The sequence below is a fragment of the Streptomyces sp. Ag109_O5-1 genome (genome assembly GCF_003814875.1).
Taxonomy (GTDB): domain Bacteria; phylum Actinomycetota; class Actinomycetes; order Streptomycetales; family Streptomycetaceae; genus Streptomyces; species Streptomyces sasae.
Genome location: NZ_RKQF01000001.1, coordinates 8,020,468 through 8,042,602 on the forward strand (window position 1 = coordinate 8,020,468; position 22,135 = coordinate 8,042,602).

Sequence of the window (22,135 nt, forward strand, 5' to 3'; positions counted from 1 at the left end):
CGCCGTCCGGGTACCGTCTAGGCCATGGCAGCGACGTCCCCGCCCCCGACCCTGACCGCCGAGCGCATCCTCGAGGCGACCGAGGAGGTGCTGCGCCGCCACGGCCCGGCCAAGGCCACCGTGGTGGACGTGGCCCGCGCGCTCGGGGTCAGCCACGGCAGTGTCTACCGGCACTTCCGGACCAAGGCGGCGCTGCGCGAGGCGGTGACCAAGCGGTGGCTGGACCGCACCTCGGCGGCGTTGTCCGGCATCGTGGCCGAGGACCGGGACGCCGAGGCGCGGCTGCGGGCCTGGCTGCGGGCGCTGTTCGAGGCCAAGCGGCGCAAGGCGGGCGCCGACCCGGAGCTGTTCGCCACCTACATGGTGCTGGTCGACGAGAACGGCCCGGCGGTCACCGAGCACATCGCCGACCTGACCGGCCAGCTGACCGCGATCATCCGGGACGGGGCCGGGTCGGGCGCCTTCACCGCGCCCGACCCGGCCGCCGCGGCCCGCACCGTCTTCCAGGCCACCGGCCGCTTCCACGACCCGGGCTATGCCCGCGAGTGGGAGCGGCCGGAGGCCGACGAGGACTTCGCGTCGCTGGTGGAGCTGCTGGTGCGCGGCCTCAGGTGACGTCGACCGTCACGGTCGGGGAGTAGACCTTCTTGCCGACCGCCGCGACCCGCAGGTGCTCGGTTCCCTTCGTCTTGAACGCGGTGGTCAGTGCGTAGGAACTACCGTTCTTGATCTTCGTTTTCACCTTGAGCGGGACCCACTTGCCGCCGCTCGTCCGGTGCTGGAGCACCAGGGGCCAGCCCACCTTCAGCCCCGCGGTGCGACCGGTGAAGGTCACCGGCTCATTGGTCATGACCGAGGGCTTGCTGGCCTTGACCGTGATCGAGGACATGGGGGACGGGGACATCGGAGACGGGGACGGCTTCGGCTTGGTCTCGGCGGCGAAGGCCCCGGCGCTGCCGGCCGACAGCAGGGCCAGGGAGAGGGCGCCGGCGGCGAGGGCACGGGACATCTGACGCTGAGTGGTGTGCATGGAGTGCTCCTGTCGAGTGACGAGAGGACGCCTCCAGGCTTGGCCGGGGCGCCCGCGGCGGCGACCCGGGAGGTTCGGGAAGCGGTGACGGCCGCCCTTCGGTTCCGTAAGGTCCGCAGGTGGCGACATGTGTGCTGACCTCGGGACTCTTACCTCCACTGTCACCCGAATGCCGTAACGGCGGGGCTACGCCGTGACCCGCCAGAACTCCCGCATCAGCGGTGTCGGCACCGGGCCCGTCATCGCCACCTGGGTCAGCAGGACCGTGACCGTACCCGTGGCCGGGACGATGTGCGCGGTGGTGCCGGTGCCGCCGACCCAGCCGTAGCGGCCCGGCACGTTCCAGGGATCGACCGGGGTGACGTCGACCTGGCCGCCGTAGCCCCAGCCCTGGCCCTCCAGGAAGAGCGTGGCGTTCTCGCGCTGGGCCGCAGTCAGGTGATTGGTGGTCATCCGGCTGACCGAGGTGGGGGAGAGGATCCGGCGGCCGTCCGCGGTGGCGCCCGCGTTCAGGAGCAGGCGGCCGAAGGCCAGCCAGTCGTCGGCCGTGGAGACCAGACCGCCACCGCCCGAGGGGAAGCGCGGCAGGCCGCTCCACTCGCCGTCCGGGGTGTCCAGGAGCCGCAGGGTGCCGTCCTCGGCGGGGGCGTAGGACGTGGTGAAGCGGTGCCGTTTCGCCGCGGGCACCTCGAACGCCGTGTCCCGCATGCCCAGCGGCTCGAAGATCCGCTCCGCCAGGAAGTCCGGGAACGTACCGCCCGACGCGCGCGCGACCAGGATGCCCTGGAGGGCCGACGAGGTGCCGTACAGCCAGGCCTCGCCCGGCTGGTGCAGCATCGGCACCTCGGCGAGCCGGGACAGCCAGGTGTCCGGGTCCGGCCAGTCCCGGAAGGGGAGGTCGTGCCGCTGTACCGTGAGCAGGGCCTGTGCGGCGGGCAGGGAGAAGTCGTCGGGCAGGCCCCAGCCGGTGCGGAAGCTGAGCAGGTCCTCGACGGTGACCGGGCGGTCGGCCGGCACGACGTCGTCCACGGGGCTCGCGGGGGTACGGACCACCATCGGCTTCGCGAGCTCCGGGAGCCACTCCGTCACCGGGTCGCCGAGCCCGATCCGGCCCTCGTCCACCAGCAGCAGCACGGCCGCCGCGGTGACCGGCTTGGTGATCGACGCGATCCGGAAGACCGAGTCCCGGGCCATCGGGGCGGAGCCCTCGGCGTCCATGGCCCCGACGGTCACGACCTCGACGTCGTCACCCCGGGCGACGAGCCCGACGGCTCCGGGGACCGTGCCGTCCTCGACACGGCGGCGCAGGGCGGCATGGAGCGGGGTCGCGGTCATCGGTCGTCCCTCCGGTGCAGTGCGGTCGTGTGTACGACTCCCACGCGGGCGGAAAGTCATCGGGACGCCGTCGGCGAGTCGTGAGTCACCGGGACGGCTGGGCCCCCGCCGGGTCCACCGTGGCCTGGTGCGCCTCGGCCAGGTGCTCCTCCGCCTTCAGCCAGGGCAGGAACTGCGCGCCCTGCTTCCAGCCGCAGGTGTCACACCTGATCGTGCGCTGGATGCCGGTGCGCTGCACCCGCACCGTGTGTTCCCGGCCGTGCTGGTCCCAGCGGCTGACCTTGCTCGAGTCGGTCTGCGACATAACGCCTCCGGAGTCAGTGCCCGATCTGCCGTTCGGCACGTCTCGACGGGAGGAGTGTGCAGCAAGACCAACATCAACGGGGATTTCTTCACGGTGAGTTGGCCAAGCCGTGTCCTGGGGTACGGCTCCGGCAGATCAGCGGGCCGTTCCGGGTGCAGGTGCCAACCTCCGGACCGGGAGCCGGATTTGGTGTACCGGCGGAAACCCTGGACACGGCATTGACCAAGGCTCAAGATGAAAGCGACCTTGTGAAACGGCCACCGGCACGGAGAGGCGATGCTGCCGGATCCTCAACGTTTTCTGGCCGTCTCCGGCCGTCGGATCGCTCGTGCCGAGGGCACGGCCCAGGTCGTCAGGGAGTTGTGCCTGACGGCAGTGCCGGACCTGTCGGACGCGGTGTTCGTGTACCTCGCGGACCGTCGGCAGGACCGGTCCCAGCCGCTCGGGCTGCGGTTGGACGGAGTGCCGGCCGAACTCGGCGCCGTCATGGGAGGAGTTCCCGCGTCCTCTGCCGCCGTGCTGCCCGACAGCGTGCTGGCCGGCTTCCTGCGGTGCGGCAGAACGCGCGGCCGGGGTTCGGACGACGTCGAGGAGGCCCTTCGCGAGCTCCTGGGGGCGGCACCCCGGCTCCCGCAGGGAAACCGTGTCCTGCTCGCTCCGCTGCGCGCGCCCGACACCGTTGTCGGCGTGGCGGTGTTCCTGCGGAGACCGGACCGGGAGGACTTCGTGGAGGACGACATCGCCCTGGCCGACGCGCTGTCGACACAGGCCGCGCTCGGCGTGAGCGAGGACACCGCGACCCCGCAGGCCAGATCCGCCGCCACGCCCAAGGCCCCGGACGAGGACCGCCTCCGCTACGTCGGCGCCGCCACCCGGCGGATCGCCCGCGGCTTCGACACCGACGAGATCGTGCTCGGCCTGTGCCGGGCCGCCGTACCGACGTACTCGGACGCGGCCCTGGTCTATCTGCGCGACCCGCTCCCGGTCGGCGACGAACGCCCCACCGGCCCCGACACGCTGCGGCTGCGCCGCACCGACCGGATCAAGGGCCCCGCCGCCGAGGGCCTGGTCTGGCCGGCCGAGACCGTGGACGACGAGCAGGACGACCTGGACGCGGTCGACTGGAGCGAGGTGGTGCCCGGCGGTGCGCTCGCCGAGGTGCTGCGCGGGGTCCGGCCGGTGTTCGCCGACGACCCGGCGACCCGCGCCGCGCTCAGCGAACTCGTCGGCGAGGGAAGCGCGTTGAACGGCTGGGCCGGGTCGCACGCGATCCTCGCCCCGCTGCGCGGCCGCCGCCGGGTGACCGGCGCGGTGGTCTTCCTGCGCCGCCCCGAGCGCCCGGCGTTCGAGCCCGCCGACCTCCTGGTCGCCGCCCAGCTGGCCACCCACACCGCGCTCGGCGTCGACAAGGCCGTGCTGTACAGCCGCGAGGCCTTCATCGCCGACCGGCTGCAGCGCGCGATGCTGCCGCAGACCCTGCCCAAGCCGCCCGGTGTCCGGCTGGCGTTCCGCTACCTGCCCGCCGCCGAGACCGCGCGCGTCGGCGGCGACTGGTACGACGCCATCCCGCTGCCCGGCAGCCGGGTCGCCCTCGTCGTCGGCGACGTCATGGGGCACTCCATGACCTCGGCCGCCGTCATGGGCCAGCTGCGCACCACCGCGGTGACCCTGGCCGGCCTCGACCTGCCCCCGCAGGAGGTCCTGCACCACCTCGACGAACAGGCCCAGCGCCTCGGCACCGACCGCATGGCGACCTGCCTCTACGTCGTCTACGACCCGGTCTCGCACCGCATCACCGTCGCCAACGCCGGTCATCCGCCGCCCATCCTGCTCCACCCGGGCGGCAAGACCGAGGTCCTCACGGTGCCGCCGGGCGCCCCGATCGGTGTCGGCGGCATCGACTTCGAGGCGGTCGAACTGGACGCGCCCGCAGGCGCGACCCTGCTCCTCTACACCGACGGCCTGGTCGAGTCCCGGCTGCGCGACGTGTGGACCGGCATCGAGCAGCTGCGTGAAAAGCTCGCCGCCACCGCCCAGTTGACCGGCCCGGACCGGCCGCCGCCGCTGGAGGCGCTGTGCGACGAGGTGCTCGACATGCTCGGCCCGGGCGACCGGGACGACGACATCGCGCTGCTCGCCGCCCGCTTCGACGGCATCGCGCCCAGCGACGTGGCGTACTGGACCCTGGACCCGGAGCCGAGCGCCCCGGGCCGGGCCCGCCGGCTCACCCGGCAGGCCCTGGCCGGCTGGGGGCTGGAGGAACTCACCGACACCGCCGAGCTGTTGGTCAGCGAGATCGTCACCAACGCGGTACGGCACGCCTCCCGGCCGATCAGCCTGCGACTGCTGCGCACGGACGTGCTGCGCTGCGAGGTCGGCGACGACGTGCCGCAACTGCCGCGGCTGCGCCGGGCCCTGCCCAGCGAGGAGCACGGGCGCGGCCTGTACCTGGTGAACAGGCTGGCCCGGCGCTGGGGCACGACCCGGCTGGGCACCGGCAAGATCGTCTGGTTCGAACTGGGCGGTCCCGCGAGCTGAGGGCCGCTCGGCGCACGGTCCGCGACGGTGAGGCCGGCTCGCCGTCGCCCGGTCACCCCACCGTCCGGGGCAGCCGCAGGCTGAGCAGCCCCGTCAGCACCACCAGGCCCAGTTGCACCAGCAGGGTGGTGACCAGGGCGTCCCGCACGCCCTGGTGCGGGATCAGGGAGAGGAACAGGGTGCCCAGGGTGGCCACGCCCAGGGCCAGCGCGGACTGCTGGGTGGTGACCATCACGCCGCTGCCCACGCCGGCCCGCGCGGGCGGCACCTCCGACATCACCAGGCGCAGCACGTTGGGGAGCTGGAGGGCCTGTCCGGCACCGGCGACCGCGACCCCGGGCAGCAGCCCGCCGAAGTCCAGGTGCGGCCAGTCCCGCCGGGCGGCGAGGACGATGAGGACGATGCCGATCCCCTGGATCACCGACCCGGCAGACACCACCCGGCTGCCGTACCGGGCGATCAGCCGCGGCCCGGCGAGCGAGACGAACAGGAAGACGACGGCCATCGGCGCGAGCGCCATCCCGGCCGCGACGGGGCCCAGGTGCTCCCCGCTCTGCAGGGCCACGGCGATCACGAACATGAACCCGCTGAAGCCGACGGAGAACGGCAGCATCAGCACCAGACCCCGGCGCAGCGAGGCGAGTTCGAACAGGCTCGGCGGGACCAGCGGTGTCCGCCCCGCCCGGTCGGCGCGCCGCTCCACGGCGTAGAAGGCGGCGGCCACGCCCGGGAACGCGGCCAGCGACAGCCAGGTCCACAGCGGCCAGCCCGCCGCCCGGCCCTCGGTGAGCGGGGCGAGCAGGGTGAGCAGGGAGAGGGCGAGCAGCACGGTGCCCGTCCCGTCGACGGGCTCGGGCCGCTGCGACCTCGTCTCCGGCACGAACCGGGCGGCGAGCACCAGCCCGACGGCCACGACCGGCACATTGACGAGGAACACGGAACGCCAGCCGGTGCCCCAGATGTCGGCGGCGACCAGCACCCCGCCGAGAATCTGCCCGGCCACCATGGAGAGGCCGGCGGTGGCGCCGTACAGGCTCATGGCCTTCGCGCGGCGGCCGCCGCTGGTGGCGGCCTGGATGGTGGCGAGGACCTGCGGGAGCATCGCGGCGGACGCGGCGCCCTGGGCGACCCGGGCGGCCACCAGCGACCAGGCGCCGGGCGCGAGTCCGCAGGCCAGCGAGGTCAGCCCGAACGCGGCCATGCCGCCGAGGAAGAGCCGGCGGCGCCCGAACAGGTCGCCGAGCCGGCCGCCGAGCACCAGCAGCACGGCGTAGGCGACGCCGTACCCGGCGACGACGAGTTCCAGGACCGCCTCGCCCGCGTGCAGGTCCGTCCCGATGGTGGGCAGGGCGACGTTGACGATGAAGAAGTCGATGAGGGGCAGGGCCGCGGCCAGCAGCACGGTGAACAGGCCGGGCCCGCCGAGCGCCGGTGGCGCGGACGGGGACCTCAAGGTCCGGGCGGTGACGGTTTCGGTCATGACACCGAGCCTGCTGGGCCGCTCAGCCTGGTACCAGAGTCTTCTTGTCCTGGTAGAAGAAGTACCTGGCAACAGGATCCGCCAGGCGGCAGTCTGGAGGCATGACGACCACGACCGGTGCGACGGCGGCCCCTCACACGGCCAGGGGCGCGGCCGTCCGCCGCCATGAACTGGCCGCGTTCCTGCGCAGCCGCCGTGAGCGGATCACCCCCGAGCAGGTGGGCCTGCCGCGCGGCATCCGCCGCCGTACCCCCGGCCTGCGCCGCGAGGAGGTGGCGCAGCTCTCCGCGGTCGGCGTCACCTGGTACACGTGGTTGGAACAGGCCCGGGACATCCAGGTCTCCGTCCAGGTCCTGGACGCCCTCGCCCGCACCCTCCGGCTCGACGTGAGCGAACGCGCCCACCTCTTCCAGCTGGCCGCCGCCGTCGACCCGACCCCGGCCTCCCGCTGCCCGAGCATCACCCCGGCCCTGTCCGAGATGCTCCGCGCCCTGGAACCCGTCCCGGCCTGCATCCAGAACAGCCGCTACGACATCCTCGCCCACAACCGCACCTACGGCCGGCTGATGGGCGATCTGGACGCGGTGCCGCCGGAGGACCGCAACTCCCTGATCCTCGTCTACACCCACCCCGAGTGGCGCCGGTCCATCGTCCACCTGGAGGAGACCCGGCGCTTCATGGCCGCCAAACTCCGCGCCGCCATGGCCGGCCACCTCGGCGAGCCGGCCTGGAAGATGCTGGTCAAACGCCTGATGGCGGAATCCCCCGAGTTCCGCGACATCTGGGAGCGGTACGAGGTGATGGGCGTGCCCAACACCAAGACCAAGCAGTTCCTCAACCCGTACGTCGGCCTGCTCACCATGGACCACACCGACCTGTGGCTGAACCCGGAGTACGGGGCCCGGATGGTCACCTACGTGCCGGTGAACGAGGAGTCACGGGAACGGCTGGCGAAGCTGGACGCGCTGACGGCCGCCGTCGAACACGGTTGAGTACGGGTACTCAGGACAGGGCACGGCCGTTCGAACCACCATGCTGGCAGGAAGCACGACCGACGACCGGCCCCAGGGGGACGACCGATGACAACCGGCCCTGCCCGCACCGTAGTCCGCCTGATGGTCGGCAACCGTGTCTCGGCGGCCTACCTCGCACTGGTCGTCCTCGTCATGGCCAAGGCGACCTTCGACTCGGTGTGGGCGGAGGACCCCGACCCCGACTACGCCTGGCTCTGGCCGCCCCTGGTCACCTTCCCCGCCTTCCTGTTCGTCTCGACGCTCGGCAGGACGGCCTGGGGCACGGACCTGCCGAACTGGCTCTTCATCACCACGATCGCCGTGTCGGCCCTGCTGCAGGCCCTGGCCCTGGGGGCGGTCCGGCAGGCGATCCAGGCACGCCACCGGCGGGCGACCCAGGCCAACTAGGCCGTCGGCAGCACGTACCGGAACGGGTGAACCGGGTCGATCGCGGGGATACCCAAGTCCTCTTGCCCGGGCGCACCATGGGCGCCCTGCCCCGGCAACGGGTGGTTCTGGAGGCCGACATGCCGCCGTGGGACGTCTTCATCAGTTACGCGAGCGAGGACAAGGACGAGGTCGCCCTGCCGCTGTCCGCCGCGCTGCGCCGTGCGGGGCTGCGGGTCTGGCTGGACCGGCAGGAAATCCGCGTGGGCGACAGCCTGAACGACAAGATCAACGAGGGGCTGGCGAACAGAGCCCGCCGTTCTCCTACCTCCTGGAAGAGATCGTGAGCAACCCCCGCGAACCCCGCGGCAGGCAGCAGTGGGCCGAGCGGGCCCTGGAATTCCTCGACCGGCTCGGTGAGGGCGATCCGCAGCTCAGGCCCGACTCCCTGCTCGACAACCCGCTCTTCGTCTGGGGCGGAGCTGCCCTCGCCGGATACTTCACCAAGGCCGAACTGCCGGTCGCCGCGTCCGCGGCCCTGGAACAGTTCGACACGTTCGAGGAGGAACAGCGGTACGCCTTCGCACATCAGATGGCGATCCTGGTCGACCTGCTGACCCAGATCGTGGGGAACAGCCTGAGACTGCGCCTGTTCTGCGACGCGACAGGTCTCTTCGGGCGGCAGTACACCACGGCGGAGGAACGCTCCGAGCCCGACCGCTTCATGCAGGTCACCCGCGAGGGGCTGTGACGCCCGGCCGGTGCGCGGTCCCCCTAGACCCGCTCCCCGGCCCCCACCACCTGCCGGATCTCCGCCGACTCCAGGCGCTGCGCCGCGCGCTCGGCCGTCGTGCGGGCCCAGCGGCCGTTCGTCAGGGCGCCCAGGACCAGGACCGCGAGGCCGCAGCCCGCGAGGACCCACCAGCCGGGGCGAGCGGCCGTCACGAAGGACTGGCGGTACGGCGACGAGCCGATCCCCGAGGCGAGGACCGCGCCGATGACCGCCACGCCCAGGGTCTGGCCCAGCTGCCTGCTGGTCGAGGCGACCGCGGCCGCGACACCCGCCTGGGACCTCGGCATCCCGGAGACCGCGGTGTTGGTGATCGGGGCGTTCACGAAGCCGAAGCCGATGCCGAACAGGACGTAGCCCGGGACGAGGGTGGCGTTGGACGTCTCCGCCTCGAACGCCGCGAACAGCACCGCGCTCGCCGTCATCGCCACCCCGGCGATCACCAGCGGCAGCCGGGGGCCGCGGCTCGCGACCAGCCGGCCCGACAGCGGGGCGCACAGGAACATCGGCACCGCCATCGGCAGCATCCACAGACCGGCGTGCAGGGCGTCGAGGCCGCGCACGTTCTGCAGGTACAGCGTGGACAGGAACAGGAAGCCGCCGAGCGACGCGAACGCGCTGATCGCGATCACGGTGGCCCCGCTGAACGGCGCCGAGCGGAAGAACCGCAGGTCGATGAGGGGCTCGTCGCGCCTCGGCTCGTACCAGAGCAGTCCGGTCAGGGCGGCGAGGGCCACCGCGGCGAACGGCAGCACCGTGCCCGTCCCCGCCGTCGGCGCCTCGATGATCGCGTAGGTCAGGGAGCCGAACAGGGCGATGACCAGCACCTGCCCGAGCGGGTCGGGGCGGCGGGCCCTGGGCGCCCGGGACTCCGGCACGAAGCGCAGCGTCAGCAGGACCGCCGCCAGCCCCACCGGGATGTTGACCCAGAAGATCGCGCGCCAGCCGACCGATTCCACCAGCAGGCCGCCGACCAGCGGGCCGGCGGCCATGGATATGCCGACCACCGCACCCCACACCCCGATCGCCCGGGCCCGCTCGCGCGGCTCGGTGAAGGTGTTGGTGATGATCGACATGGCCACCGGGTTGAGCATCGAGCCACCCACCGCCTGGACCATGCGGAACGCGATCAGCGACTCCAGGTTCGGCGCGAGCGAGCACAGCAGCGAGCCGATCGAGAAGACCACCAGGCCGGTCATGAAGACCTTCTTGCGGCCGATCCGGTCGCCGGTCGACCCCGCGAGCATCAGCAGCGAGGCCAGGACCAGCGTGTACGCGTCGATGGTCCACTGGAGGCCCGCCGTGGTCGCGTGCAGTTCGCGCTGCATGGACGGCAGGCCGACATTGAGGGCGGTCGTGTCGAGACTCACGATCAGCAGGCTCATACAGCAGATCGCGAGCACGAGCATGCGGCGGCGGGGACTCAGCTCGGGCATGCGTCGCATCGTACGCCCATTTCGATAGTGCGTCTAACTAATGAGTGTTGCATGATCGTGGCGGAGCGTGTCCGCGGGCGGTTGCCCACAGGGCCGGACGAGCATCGCGCGCCGTACGCGACAATGGAGGAATGCCCGAGCCCACGTCGCCCCTCCAGATCGGCCCCCACACCGTCCGGCCGCCGGTCGTCCTGGCCCCCATGGCCGGGATCACCAACGCGCCCTTCCGGACCCTGTGCCGGGAGTTCAGCGGCGGCAAGGGCCTGTTCGTCAGCGAGATGATCACGACCCGGGCGCTGGTCGAGCGCAACGAGAAGACCATGCAGCTGATCCACTTCGACGCGACCGAGAAGCCGCGCTCGATCCAGCTGTACGGCGTCGACCCGGCCACCGTCGGCAAGGCCGTCCGCATGATCGCGGAAGAGGACCTGGCCGACCACATCGACCTGAACTTCGGCTGCCCGGTCCCCAAGGTGACGCGGAAGGGCGGCGGCTCGGCCCTCCCGTACAAGCGCAACCTGCTCCGCGCGATCCTCCGCGAGGCCGTCTCCGGCGCCGGGGACCTCCCGGTCACCATGAAGATGCGCAAGGGCATCGACGACGACCACATCACCTTCCTCGACGCCGGCCGGATCGCCGTCGAGGAGGGCGTCACCTCGATCGCCCTGCACGGCCGCACCGCCGCCCAGCACTACGGCGGAACCGCCGACTGGGAGGCCATCGCCCGCCTCAAGGAACACGTCCCGGAGATCCCGGTCCTCGGCAACGGCGACATCTGGTCGGCCGAGGACGCGCTCAGGATGGTCCGCGAGACGGGCTGCGACGGAGTCGTGGTCGGGCGCGGGTGCCTGGGGCGGCCGTGGCTGTTCGCGGACCTGGTCGCCGCCTTCGAGGGCCGCGAACAGGAGATCCGGAAGCCGGCGCTCCGCGAGGTCGCCGACATCATGGTCCGGCACGCCACCCTGCTCGGCGAGTGGATCGGCGACGAGTCCAAGGGCGTCGTCGACTTCCGCAAGCATGTCGCCTGGTACCTGAAGGGCTTCGCCGTCGGCAGCGAGATGCGGGGGCGCCTCGCGATTACGTCGTCGCTGGCGGAACTCCGCGCGGGCCTCGACGAGCTGGACCTCGACCAGCCCTGGCCCACGGGCGCCGACGGGCCCCGCGGCCGTACGTCCGGCAACAACCGGGTGGTGTTGCCGGACGGCTGGCTGAAGGACCCCTACGACTGCGCCGGGATCGGCGAGGACGCCGAACTCGACACCTCCGGCGGCTGAGAAACCGCCGGTTCCACTTCGGCCGGTTCTTCCTCGGCTAGTTCTTCTTCGGGTGCGGGGTGGAGCCGTAGGCCGCGAGGAACTTGTCGCGGAACGCGCTCATCTTCCACACCGGGGCGTTGTGCGCCGGGCGCAGACCGTCGGTCCAGTTCCAGGAGTCGATCGCGTCCAGCACCTTCGGGTCCTTGGCGACGATCGAGATCGGCACATCACGGCTGGCGTGGTTGCCGCTGACCCGGGCGATCGGCTGGTGGTCGCCGAGGAAGACCAGGACCGTGTTGTCGTTGCCGTAGCGCTGCAGCCACTGGGTGAGCGCGGTCACCGTGTACTGCACCGACTTGCCGTACTCCTGGCGGGACTTGGTGGTGTCGGCGATGACGTCGGACGCCTTGTTGCCGGCCTTCTGGATCGCGTTGAAGACCGAGCCGTCGCCCAGCTGGTCCCACGGCACCATCTTCGGGATCGGCGCCCACGGCTGGTGGCTGGAGGTCAGGATCAGGAACGACATCCGCGACTTGCCGTCGGCCGGCTTCTTGCTGTGCACCCGCTCCTGGAACTGCTGCAGCGCGTACTGGTCGGGCATCGTCGACCAGCTGAACTTCGGTCCCTTGTAGCCGAGCTGGAAGGCGTTGTAGACCTTGTCGAGGCCGTAGAAGCTCTGCTCCGGCCAGCCCTTCTGGATACCCGGCATCACACCGACCGTGTCGAAGTCACCGGTCTTCTTGAACGCCTTGGTCAGACTGAGGTGGTCGCTGGCCATGACGGTCCGGTAGCGCTGCTGGTTGCTGACCCACAGCCCGGACATCGTCGTGGAGTGGCCGAGCCAGCTGCTGCCGCCGTACGTCGCCGACGTCAGCCAGCCGCTCTTCGCGGCGTAACCGGCCTTCTTCAGCATCGCCGTCTGCGCGTCCAGCGTCTTGTCGACACCGGGCGCCTCGATCGGGTCCTCGATCGCGCTGCGGCCGTAGCTCTCGATGAACGTGAAGATCATGTCCTTGCCGCGCAGGGCCGGCACCAGCTGTGAGCCCGGGGTGTTCCCGAAGGCGTCCACCTTGGCGACCTTCTGGAAGTCCGCCTCGTCGCGCAGCGTCGCCCGGACGGTCTGCACCTGCGTCTTGAGAACGGCGGTCGCCTTCTGCGAGGCGAGCGGCGCGCCGGTGAGCGACAGTCCGAGCGCGTTGCAGGTGATCCACACCGTGCCGACGATCAACGTGCCCCGGGTCGCCCGGCCGCGGCTGCGCGCCAGCTGGTTGGCGAGGCGCACGGCGGCCAGTGCGACGAGCCCGATCACCAGGAAGACCAGCAGCACCGCACCGACCGTGATCGCCAGCTCGGTGGTCGTGCCGAGGGTGTCCTGCAGATAGCCGCGGGCGTCGGGGAGCAGCGACCAGTCCAGGATGATGTTGAAGGGCCGGCCGAGATACTCCAGGAACCCGATGTTGAAGACGTCCACGATGGCCAGTGCCCCCACCACCGCGCCGCCCAGCGCCGCCAGCACCAGCCGGGGCCGGCGCGGCAGGCTCAGCAGCACGACCGCCCCGATGATCGCCTCGGCCGGAATCCGCACGAACATCGCCGGCTTCAGCCCGCCGATCGTGTTCGGCATCACCAGGCAGGCGTAGACGAGGAGGGCGGAGAGGATGGTGAGCGCGAGGGAGAAGGCACGCGCGGCGGAGGGGTGTTCGCTGCGCCGGCGCTGCCATATTCGGGGGCGCCGGGCCGGGGCGGATCCGGAACCGGCGGGGTCGGGGGCGGCGGGTTCGGGGGCGGCCTCCGCCTCCGGGGCGGCGGCTTCGTCGCCGACGGCCGCTTCGGCAGTGGCTTCGCCAGCGGCGTCGGCAGGGGCTTCCGAAGCCGCTTCGGCCACCGCTTCGGCGACGGTGGCCTCATCGGATGCGACGACTTCACCGGGTCCGGCTTCCGGGGCCGTGGCCTTTTCGGCTACGGCGGCCTCTTCGGGTACGTCTCCGGGAGCGACCGTTTCTTCGGGTGCGGCCTTCTCGCCTTCGGCCTCGGCCTGGGCGGCCTCGACCGGGGCCTCGGCCGCCGTACCCTCGACCTCTTCCGCCTTCTCGGCTTCCGTGGTCGTCGCGACCTCAGCCTCGGTCTCCCCGGCCGTACTGGATGACTGGCGTGTGCTCGTGTGCTGAGGCAACCCGGAGGTCCTTCCGTGCGAGACCCGTAAACGGAACCGGCGGGTCAACGCTGGGGAGGTCTGGACCCGTCGACCTCCCGTACGGCCTGCACATAACCCATGTTCAGGCTTTTCGGCAAACACCGGGCAAACACAGCGGCCGACGGTGTTCACGCAACGCTACGCACCCCCGACAGCGGTCAACAGTGCCAGGGGAGCCGCCGCCGACCGCGATTCCCGCACACACGCATGCGGATAGGGCACCGGCTCCGGATGCGTGTCCCTCCCGTACCCGGCCAGCACCTCCGGCAGCCGGTGCCCGCCGGCGGTCGCCGCGTCCACCAGCCCGTGCGCCACGGCCCGGGCCTCGTCATGCAGCCCGTACCGCGCCAGCCCCAACGCGATCAGCGCGTTGTCATGCGGCCACACCGACCCCCGGTGATACGACAACGGGTGGTACGCGGCCTGCCCCGCGGCCAGCGTCCGCACCCCCCACCCCGAGAAGAAGTCCGGCTCCAGCAGCCGTCGGCCCACCTCCTCCCCGTACTCCTTGTCCAGCAACCCGGACCACAACAGGTGCCCCGCGTCCGAGGCGAGCGCGTCGACCTGCCGCCCCTCCCCGTCCAGGGCCAGCGCGGGAAAGGACGACTCCCGCATCCAGAAGTCCTGTTGGAAGCGGTCCCGCAGATCAGCGGCGGCCTGTTCGAGGAGCGCCGCGTACGTCTCGTCGGCCCACACCGTCCGCGCCACCCACGCGGTCCGCCGCAACGCGTCGTACGCGTACCCCTGCGCCCCCGCCGCCATCACGGTCCCCATCGGCCGGCTGCCGTCGGCGGAGCAGATCGCGCCGGGGGAGTCCTTCCAGTTCTGGTTGGCGAGCCCGCCCTTGTCCGCGCGGTAGACGAGATAGCCGCGCGAGGTCAGACCGCCGTGGTCGAGCATCCATCCGACGGCCGCGCGGGCGTTGCGTTCGAGGCGGCGGGCCGTCGCCAGGTCCCCGGTCTGTTCCACGTACGCGCCGAACAGGATCAGGAACAACGGCGTCGCGTCGACCGAGCCGTAGTAACGCCCGTACGGCACCTGCCCGAAGTGCGCCAGCTCCCCGTGCCGCACCTCGTGCACGATCTTCCCGGGCTGGGCCACGGCGTTCGCGCCGGCCTCGGTCGCCTGGGTGGCGGCGAGCGCCGGGAGGGTGGCGGCGGCCAGCTGGGGGCGGTAGGGGAGGGCGAAGAGTGAGGTGAGCAGGGCGTCGCGGCCGAGCAGGGTGAGGAACCAAGGGGCGCCCGCGGCGGGGACCTTGAGCTTCTCGCCGTCCGGACCGGTGGCCGGCACCTGGAGCGAGGCGAGGTCGGCGAGGCCGCGGGCGCAGGCCGCCGCCAGCTCCGGCCAGCCGGTGGGGAAGGCGACGCCCTCCACGAACTCGCCTTCCATGGCCAGGAGTTGCTCGTTGAGCGCGGCCGGGTCGCGGGGCACGCGCAGGGCCCGCCGGTCGCCGTGCGGGCGTCCGATCACCCGGAGGACCAGCTCGGTCGTGCCGTGCGGTTCCAGCTCCAGCGTCCACACCAGCCGCCGGGCGCCGGTCCCGGTCTCCTCGACGCCGTCCGGTGCGGGCTCGGTGGTGATGGTCGTACAGGACCGCCACTCGCCCCGGCGGTAGCCGAACTCCAGCCCGTCGTCGAGGACCTGCCGGGAGCGTACGGCCCCGGACTTCACGTAGGTGCGGTGGTCGGCGCGGAGTTCGAACTGGTCGGTGAAGTCGGCGTCGGCGGTGATCGCGAGGCGGATCGTGGTCGGCACCGGACGGTTGCTGGTGACCCGCAGGGACTCCACGAACGAGCCGTCGCCGACCGCCTGTTCACGGAAGAGCGTGTGCGCGGGCGGTTCCTGGCGGCCGCCGCGCGGGACCAGGACGCAGCGCGCGCCGTCCCCGTCGGCGACCGGGGTGAGCACCTCCGGCAGCGCCCCGTCGACCGTCAGCTGCCAGCGGCTGAGATGCCGGGCGTCCCGTACGAATAACCCGTCCGGGGAACCGCCGCCCCGGACGCCGCTGATGTCGCCGCGGTCGTCAACGGCGGCGAACGTCGCGCCGTGCACGAGCAGATGATGCCGGTCCGTCATCCCCGGTCCCCTCCTTTGTCTTCAGTTCGAACGTGCCGGTGTCCATGGGGACACGTGGTTTTGTCAGCTCTTGCCCAGGTTTTGGCGTTCGTCGTGTGGCGCACCGTGCGGCCCGGAGTGTGGTTCGCCGTGCGGTTCGCTGTGCGGCCCGGAGTGTGGTTCGTCGTGTGGCGCACCGTGCGGCCCGGAGTGTGGTTCGCCGTGCGGTTCGCTGTGCGGCCCGGAGTGTGGTTCGCCGTGCGGTGCCTGCCGCTGGTGGTGCAGGTCGAGCGCCAGCGCCGCCGTCCAGCTGAATCCGGCCGCTCCGCACGCCTCGCCCGTGTACGGGTCGACGTACTCGGCGAACCCGCTCGCGTCGGCCGTCCGTACGAGCGCCTCGCACAGCGCGTCGGCCCGCTCCCGCTCGCCGTGCTCGCGCAGCCCGCGCTCCAGCAGCCAGCCGGTGTTGAACCAGGCGGGCCCGCGCCAGTAGCGGTGCGGGTCGAAGGCCTCGCCGAGCAGGTCGTAACTGGGGACGAGACGGGTGCCGGTGCCGAAGTGCGGGCCGCCCAGTGTGCGCACGAGCGCGGCGGCGATCTCGCGCGGCAGCTCGGGCAGGATCAGCGGGACCAGTCCGGAGACGCTGCGCTCGGGGATCGGGCCGCCACCTCGCAGGTCCCGGCAGAGGAAGATCTCCTTCTCCGGATCCCACAGCCGGTCCACCAGCGCCGCCGTCAGCCGCTCCGCCCGTGCGTGCCGGGCCGTGCCGGTCGCCCCCAGCTCCCGCGCGATCCGGGCGAGGGCGTGCTCGGAGGCGATGAGCAGCGCGTTGAAGGCGGGGTCCTCGACGGCGAACTCCCTGGTACGGTCCGCGTATCCGGCGTCCCGGTAGTCCGTCGCCAGCCGCACGTACCGCCCGTAGTCCAGATCCGTCGGCCGGTCCTCGGCGGCACCGTGGTCGAGGTCGGCACGCCGGAAGGAGCGCGCGGGCGCCGGGGTGACCCGGGCGAGGGGGGCGTCCCAGCAGGGGCTGTTGTCCATCCCCTGCTCCCAGGGGTGTACGACGGAGGCCAGACCGCCGCCGCCCAGGTCGCGCCGGTGCAGCAGATAGCGGTGCCAGGCGGCCAGGCGCGGGTAGACGTTCGCCAGGAAGCCGCGCGCCCGTGAGAGCCCCGGGTCGGCGCGGTGCACCAGCCAGGCCGCCAGCGCGTGCACCGGTGGCTGCACGATCCCGGAGGTCTGTACGGTGCGCGGGGCGCCCGCAGCGCGCCCCGCGGTCGAGGAGCGCCAGAAGTCGGGGCTCGGGAAGTACGCGTCGAGGGGCACGGAGGGGTTGAACACGATGTGCGGGATCCGCCCGTCGGCCCACTGGGCGGCCAGCAGCGTCTCCAGCTCCGTCTGCGCGCGCAGCGGCGACAGATGCCTGAGCCCGATCGCGATGAACGCCGAGTCCCACGACCACTGGTGCGGATACAGGCTCCGGGAGGGCACGGTCGAGGTGCCGGTCCAGTTGTCGTCGAGCACACGTGCGGCTCTGACGTGCAGGGACCGTGATCCGGCGGCAGGGGCGGACAGCGGATCGTATGCAATCTCGCGATCGAGCGCATGGGCTGTGAGCTGGGCAGTGCGATCCACTCGGGGCTCCCCGAAGACGTCCGGCCGGCCGGGTTTGGCTGTGGCTACCGTAGGGTTACGTCTATTTAACACGCAAAACTCAATATGTAATGCAAGCTTGAGAAACACAAGGGGGTGCGCATGACCGGACGTCCGGGGAGCACCGGCAGGACCGGCAGGGGCGGCGGCCAGGCGAGCGCCGGGGAACTGCTCGAACTGGTGCGCAGCGGACGGGCCGTGACGCGCGGTGCGCTCCAGCGGACCACCGGGCTCTCCCGCGCGACCGTCGGCCACCGCCTGGACCGCCTGTTCCGCGCGGGCTGGCTGCGCGAGGGCGCCGGCGGCCCGGTCGACTCCCCGCTCGGCGGACGCCCTTCCATCACCCTTGAGTTCGACGACTCCCACGCGGTGGTGCTGGCCGCCGACCTGGAGACCCGCCATGCGCGGGCCGCCGTACTCTCCCTGACCGGCGAGATCCTCGCCGAGCACTCCGGCACGCTGGTCATCCAGGACGGCCCGGACGCCGTACTGGGCGAACTCGGCCGCTGGTTCGCCGAGTTGCTGGAGAAGGCTGGGCACCGGGCGGCGGAGGTGTGCGGGGTGGGCCTCGCGGTACCGGGCCCCGTCGACACCGAGACCGGCCGGGTCTTCCAGCCCCCGATCATGCCGGGCTGGGACGGCTACGACATAAGAGGCCGGATGGCCAGGGCGTTCACGGAACACACGGGCGCACCGCCGGTCCCGGTCCTGGTCGACAACGACGCGAACCTGATGGCGTACGGGGAGCAGCGCGCCGGCCACCCCGACTGCTCGGCGTTCGTCCTGGTCAAGGTCTCGACCGGTATAGGGGCCGGGGTCGTGGTTGACGGCTCGATCTACCGGGGCATCGACGGCGGCGCCGGGGACATCGGCCATATCCGGGTGGGCGCGGAGGCGCAGTGCCGCTGCGGTTCGTACGGCTGCCTCGCCGCCGTCGCGAGCGGTGGCGCCGTGGCCCGGAAGCTGGCGGAGTCCGGGGTTCCGGCGGCGTCCGGGTCGGATGTGCGGGACCTGCTCGCCTCGGGCCACCCGGAGGCGGCGGCGGTGGCGCGGGAGGCCGGCCGCATGGTCGGAGACGTCCTCGCGACGGTCGTGACTCTCCTCAACCCTGGCGTGCTGATGATCGCGGGCGATCTGGCGGGCACCCCGTTCCTCACCGGCGTACGGGAACTGCTCTACCAGCGGGCACTGCCCCGCTCCACCGCTCATCTGGACGTGGTCACCTCGCGGCTGGGGGAGCGGGCGGGGCTGATCGGGGCCGGGGCGCTGGTCGTGGAGCACCTGTACGCGCCGGAGCGGGTGGAGGAACGGCTGCTGGCGCTGGGCGTGTGACCGGCGCGTGGGCGTGTGACCGGCACGTTGCGGTTCCGTTTTCCGGTCCGCGGCCCTGTCCGCATGGTGAACTCGGGCGGTCTGTGGCAGCGTGATTCTCGCCACCCTTGATAAGGGTTGCGCTCAGATGAGCGGATCATGGGCGACTGCACTTCTCCAAGGGGTGGCACTGGGTGCCACCCCTTGATCGTTCATCGATCGAAATCAGACGTGCAGTCATGGCGCTCATCTGAGCGAAATAGTGTGGCGCTGAGCGAACTTGCGTTCAAGAAGTGAAAACACAATCGGGTATCCGCTTGCCAAGCTTTGACTTTCGATCCACTGGCGGACGACTGGTTACGGGCGCATGACACACAAGTAGACGTACCCAGGCGCCTTCGATCTGGGTATGTTCCTCGCCGTCAGGGCAGCCACCGCGTCCTCGAGGGAGTCGAGACCCGTGTCGGAAAACAAAGAACCCCACGTAGCGAAGCTCGTCTACGACTTCACCGAGGGAAACAAGGACCTCAAGGACCTCCTGGGTGGCAAGGGTGCGAACCTCGCCGAGATGACCAACCTGGGGCTCCCCGTTCCCCCGGGCTTCACCATCACGACCGAAGCCTGCAAGGTCTACCTCGACAGCGGCGAGGAGCCGACGGCACTGCGTGACGAGGTGAGTGCGCACCTCGACGCTCTCGAAGCGCGGATGGGCAAGAAGCTCGGCCAGGCCGACAACCCGCTGCTGGTCTCGGTCCGCTCCGGTGCCAAGTTCTCCATGCCCGGCATGATGGACACGGTCCTGAACATCGGCCTGTCCGACAAGTCCGTGCAGGGCCTGGCCAAGCAGGCAGGCGACGACCGCTTCGCGTGGGACTCCTACCGCCGCCTCATCCAGATGTTCGGCAAGACGGTCCTGGGCGTCGACGGCGAGCTCTTCGAGGAGGCCCTGGACGCGGCGAAGGACGCCAAGAAGGTCACCGTCGACACGGACCTGGAGGCGGCCGACCTCAAGAAGCTGGTCACCAAGTTCAAGAAGATCGTCAAGACCGAGGCCGGCCGGGACTTCCCGCAGGACCCGCGCGAGCAGATGGACCTCGCGATCCGCGCGGTCTTCGAGTCCTGGAACACCGACCGCGCCAAGCTCTACCGCCGCCAGGAGCGCATCCCCGGCGACCTCGGTACGGCCGTCAACATCTGTTCGATGGTCTTCGGCAACCTGGGCCCGGACTCCGGCACGGGCGTCGCCTTCACCCGCGACCCCGCCTCCGGCCACCAGGGCGTCTACGGCGACTACCTCCAGAACGCCCAGGGCGAGGACGTGGTCGCGGGCATCCGCAACACGGTCCCGCTCGCCGAGCTGGAGCAGATCGACAAGAAGTCGTACGACCAGCTGATGCAGATCATGGAGACGCTGGAGAACCACTACAAGGACCTCTGCGACATCGAGTTCACGATCGAGCGCGGTCAGCTGTGGATGCTCCAGACGCGCGTCGGCAAGCGCACGGCGGGCGCGGCCTTCCGGATCGCCACCCAGCTCGTGGACCAGGGCCTGATCGACGAGACCGAGGCGCTACAGCGCGTCACGGGCGCCCAGCTCGCCCAGCTGATGTTCCCCCGCTTCGACGAGCAGGCGAAGACCCAGCAGGTCGGCCGCGGCATCGCGGCGTCGCCCGGCGCGGCGGTCGGCAAGGCGGTCTTCGACTCGTACACCGCCGTGAAGTGGTCCCGTTCGGGCGAGAAGGTCATCCTGGTCCGCCGCGAGACCAACCCCGACGACCTGGACGGCATGATCGCCGCCGAAGGCATCCTGACCTCCCGCGGCGGCAAGACCTCCCACGCGGCCGTGGTCGCCCGCGGCATGGGCAAGACGTGCGTGTGCGGCGCGGAGGAGCTGGAGGTCGACACCAAGCGCCGCCGGATGACGGTCCCGGGCGGCCATGTGGTCGAGGAGGGCGACGTCATCTCCATCGACGGCTCCTCGGGCAAGGTCTACCTGGGCGAGGTCCCGGTGGTCCCGTCCCCCGTCGTCGAGTACTTCGAGGGCCGGATGCACGCGGGCGCCCAGGACGCCGACGAACTCGTCGAGGCGGTCCACCGCATCATGGCGTTCGCGGACCGCAAGCGCCGGCTGCGCGTGCGCGCCAACGCCGACAACGCCGAGGACGCGCTGCGGGCCCGCCGCTTCGGCGCCCAGGGCATCGGCCTGTGCCGTACCGAGCACATGTTCCTCGGCGACCGCCGCGAGCTGGTGGAACGCCTGATCCTGGCGGACACGGAGGAGGAGCGCGAGGAGAGCCTGAGCGCCCTGCTCCCGCTCCAGAAGAAGGACTTCGTCGAGCTCTTCTCGGCGATGGACGGCCTCCCGGTGACGGTCCGTCTCCTGGACCCGCCGCTGCACGAGTTCCTCCCCGACATCACGGAACTCTCCGTCCGCGTGGCCCTGGCCGAGTCCCGCCAGGAGTCCCACGAGAACGACCTCCGCCTCCTCCAGGCGGTGCACCGCCTGCACGAGCAGAACCCGATGCTGGGCCTGCGCGGCGTACGCCTCGGCCTGGTCATCCCCGGCCTGTTCACGATGCAGGTCCGTGCGATCGCCGAGGCGGCGGCGGAACGCAAGAACGCCAAGGGCGACCCGCGCGCCGAGATCATGATCCCCCTGGTCGGCACGGTCCAGGAGCTGGAGATCGTCCGCGAGGAAGCCGACCAGGTCATCGCGGAGGTGGAGGCGGCCACGGGTGTGAACCTGAAGCTGTCGATCGGCACGATGATCGAACTCCCGCGGGCCGCCCTGACGGCGGGCCAGATCGCGGAGGCGGCGGAGTTCTTCTCCTTCGGCACGAACGACCTCACTCAGACGGTCTGGGGCTTCAGCCGGGACGACGTGGAGGCCTCCTTCTTCACCGCGTACCTGGAGAAGGGCATCTTCGGCGTGTCGCCCTTCGAGACGATCGACAAGGACGGCGTCGGCTCCCTGGTCGAGCTGGCGGCGAAGGCGGGCCGGGCTACCCGCCCGGACCTGAAGCTCGGCGTCTGCGGCGAGCACGGCGGCGACCCGGAGTCCGTCCACTTCTTCCACGAGGTGGGCCTGGACTACGTCTCCTGCTCCCCGTTCCGCATCCCGGTGGCCCGCCTGGAGGCGGGCCGCGCGGCGACGCAGTCGGCGGGCAGCGACCACCGCTGACGTCTACCGACGGGAGGCCGGCGACGAGCTCGGCCTCCCGCCGCGAACCCCGGGTCCGCCGTCCGTCCCCGACCCTCAAGACCGATGGACGGCGGCCCCGGCACGCAAGAGAGGGGCGGCACCCTGTGCGGGGGTGCCGCCCCTTCGTGCGTCAGCTGGAGGGGCTGGCACG

17 protein-coding genes are annotated in these 22,135 nt (G+C 71.6%); 9 read left to right on the forward strand and 8 right to left on the reverse strand.

The genetic code is table 11. From position 1 onward, the window contains the following. Positions 1–24 precede the first annotated feature (24 nt). Positions 25–615 carry a TetR family transcriptional regulator gene (locus EDD90_RS36425; RefSeq protein WP_123977109.1) on the forward strand — a complete coding sequence of 197 codons (591 nt, stop codon included), beginning with the start codon at positions 25–27 and terminating at the stop codon, positions 613–615. Here the strand turns inward: EDD90_RS36425 and EDD90_RS36430 are convergent. From EDD90_RS36430 to EDD90_RS36440, 3 genes are all read right to left on the reverse strand, one after another. Beyond that, complete coding sequence (locus tag EDD90_RS36430; protein ID WP_123977110.1) at positions 608–1,030, reverse strand: hypothetical protein; 423 nt, start codon at positions 1,028–1,030, stop codon at positions 608–610. The genes EDD90_RS36425 and EDD90_RS36430 overlap by 8 nt on opposite strands. 186 nt (positions 1,031–1,216) lie before the next feature. Then, entirely contained in the window at positions 1,217–2,365 is a 1,149-nt protein-coding gene (locus EDD90_RS36435) for a serine hydrolase (RefSeq protein ID WP_123977111.1), read from the reverse strand. 85 nt (positions 2,366–2,450) lie between these two features. After that, the gene (locus EDD90_RS36440; protein WP_123977112.1) at positions 2,451–2,669 is read right to left on the reverse strand and encodes a hypothetical protein; all 219 of its coding nucleotides are present in this window, start codon (positions 2,667–2,669) and stop codon (positions 2,451–2,453) included. 276 nt (positions 2,670–2,945) lie between these two features. On the opposite strand from EDD90_RS36440, the gene EDD90_RS36445 reads away from it, so the two are divergent. Then, positions 2,946–5,207 (forward strand): SpoIIE family protein phosphatase, encoded by a 2,262-nt coding sequence (locus EDD90_RS36445; protein WP_260328351.1) that lies wholly within the window; start codon positions 2,946–2,948, stop codon positions 5,205–5,207. A gap of 52 nt (positions 5,208–5,259) precedes the next feature. Here EDD90_RS36445 and EDD90_RS36450 read toward each other — a convergent pair whose 3' ends face one another. Further along, on the reverse strand, positions 5,260–6,687 hold the full coding sequence (locus EDD90_RS36450) for an MFS transporter (protein ID WP_123977113.1): 1,428 nt from the start codon (positions 6,685–6,687) through the stop codon (positions 5,260–5,262). Between the two features lie 101 nt (positions 6,688–6,788). Between EDD90_RS36450 and EDD90_RS36455 the strand changes: the two genes are divergently transcribed. The 4 genes from EDD90_RS36455 (at position 6,789) to EDD90_RS36470 (ending at position 8,838) form a co-directional block, all read left to right on the forward strand. Next, a complete protein-coding gene (locus tag EDD90_RS36455; RefSeq protein WP_123977114.1) occupies positions 6,789–7,679 on the forward strand; it encodes a helix-turn-helix transcriptional regulator in 891 nt (296 codons plus the stop codon). An 87-nt stretch (positions 7,680–7,766) separates the two neighbouring features. Further along, entirely contained in the window at positions 7,767–8,108 is a 342-nt protein-coding gene (locus EDD90_RS36460) for an SCO4225 family membrane protein (protein ID WP_123977115.1), read from the forward strand. Between the two features lie 62 nt (positions 8,109–8,170). Then, on the forward strand, positions 8,171–8,434 hold the full coding sequence (locus EDD90_RS36465; protein ID WP_185149355.1) for a toll/interleukin-1 receptor domain-containing protein: 264 nt from the start codon (positions 8,171–8,173) through the stop codon (positions 8,432–8,434). Next, the gene (locus EDD90_RS36470) at positions 8,431–8,838 is read left to right on the forward strand and encodes a hypothetical protein (protein WP_123977116.1); all 408 of its coding nucleotides are present in this window, start codon (positions 8,431–8,433) and stop codon (positions 8,836–8,838) included. The genes EDD90_RS36465 and EDD90_RS36470 overlap by 4 nt, the downstream gene beginning before the upstream one ends. A 23-nt stretch (positions 8,839–8,861) precedes the next feature. Here the strand turns inward: EDD90_RS36470 and EDD90_RS36475 are convergent, their stop codons facing one another. Next, on the reverse strand, positions 8,862–10,313 hold the full coding sequence (locus tag EDD90_RS36475) for an MFS transporter (RefSeq protein WP_123977117.1): 1,452 nt from the start codon (positions 10,311–10,313) through the stop codon (positions 8,862–8,864). 131 nt (positions 10,314–10,444) lie between these two features. On the opposite strand from EDD90_RS36475, the gene dusB reads away from it, so the two are divergent. Further along, on the forward strand, positions 10,445–11,587 hold the full coding sequence (gene dusB / locus EDD90_RS36480) for a tRNA dihydrouridine synthase DusB (RefSeq protein ID WP_123977118.1): 1,143 nt from the start codon (positions 10,445–10,447) through the stop codon (positions 11,585–11,587). Positions 11,588–11,624: 37 nt separating this feature from the next. On the opposite strand, the gene EDD90_RS36485 is transcribed toward dusB, so the two are convergent. The 3 genes from EDD90_RS36485 to EDD90_RS36495 form a co-directional block, all read right to left on the reverse strand. Beyond that, a complete protein-coding gene (locus EDD90_RS36485; RefSeq protein ID WP_398926603.1) occupies positions 11,625–13,742 on the reverse strand; it encodes a sulfatase-like hydrolase/transferase in 2,118 nt (705 codons plus the stop codon). Between the two features lie 159 nt (positions 13,743–13,901). Beyond that, a complete protein-coding gene (locus EDD90_RS36490; RefSeq protein ID WP_123977119.1) occupies positions 13,902–15,839 on the reverse strand; it encodes a glycogen debranching N-terminal domain-containing protein in 1,938 nt (645 codons plus the stop codon). 63 nt (positions 15,840–15,902) lie between these two features. Then, the gene (locus tag EDD90_RS36495) at positions 15,903–17,453 is read right to left on the reverse strand and encodes an amylo-alpha-1,6-glucosidase (RefSeq protein WP_123977120.1); all 1,551 of its coding nucleotides are present in this window, start codon (positions 17,451–17,453) and stop codon (positions 15,903–15,905) included. Positions 17,454–17,573: 120 nt separating this feature from the next. Here EDD90_RS36495 and EDD90_RS36500 point away from each other — a divergent pair, with 120 nt between their 5' ends. Together EDD90_RS36500 and ppdK are read left to right on the forward strand one after the other, a co-directional pair. Beyond that, positions 17,574–18,803, forward strand: coding sequence for an ROK family protein (locus tag EDD90_RS36500; RefSeq protein WP_185149356.1), 1,230 nt, complete (start codon positions 17,574–17,576; stop codon positions 18,801–18,803). Between the two features lie 439 nt (positions 18,804–19,242). Continuing rightward, positions 19,243–21,963, forward strand: a complete 2,721-nt coding sequence (gene ppdK, locus EDD90_RS36505) for a pyruvate, phosphate dikinase (protein WP_123977122.1) — start codon at positions 19,243–19,245, stop codon at positions 21,961–21,963. The last annotated feature ends 172 nt before the right edge of the window (positions 21,964–22,135 follow it).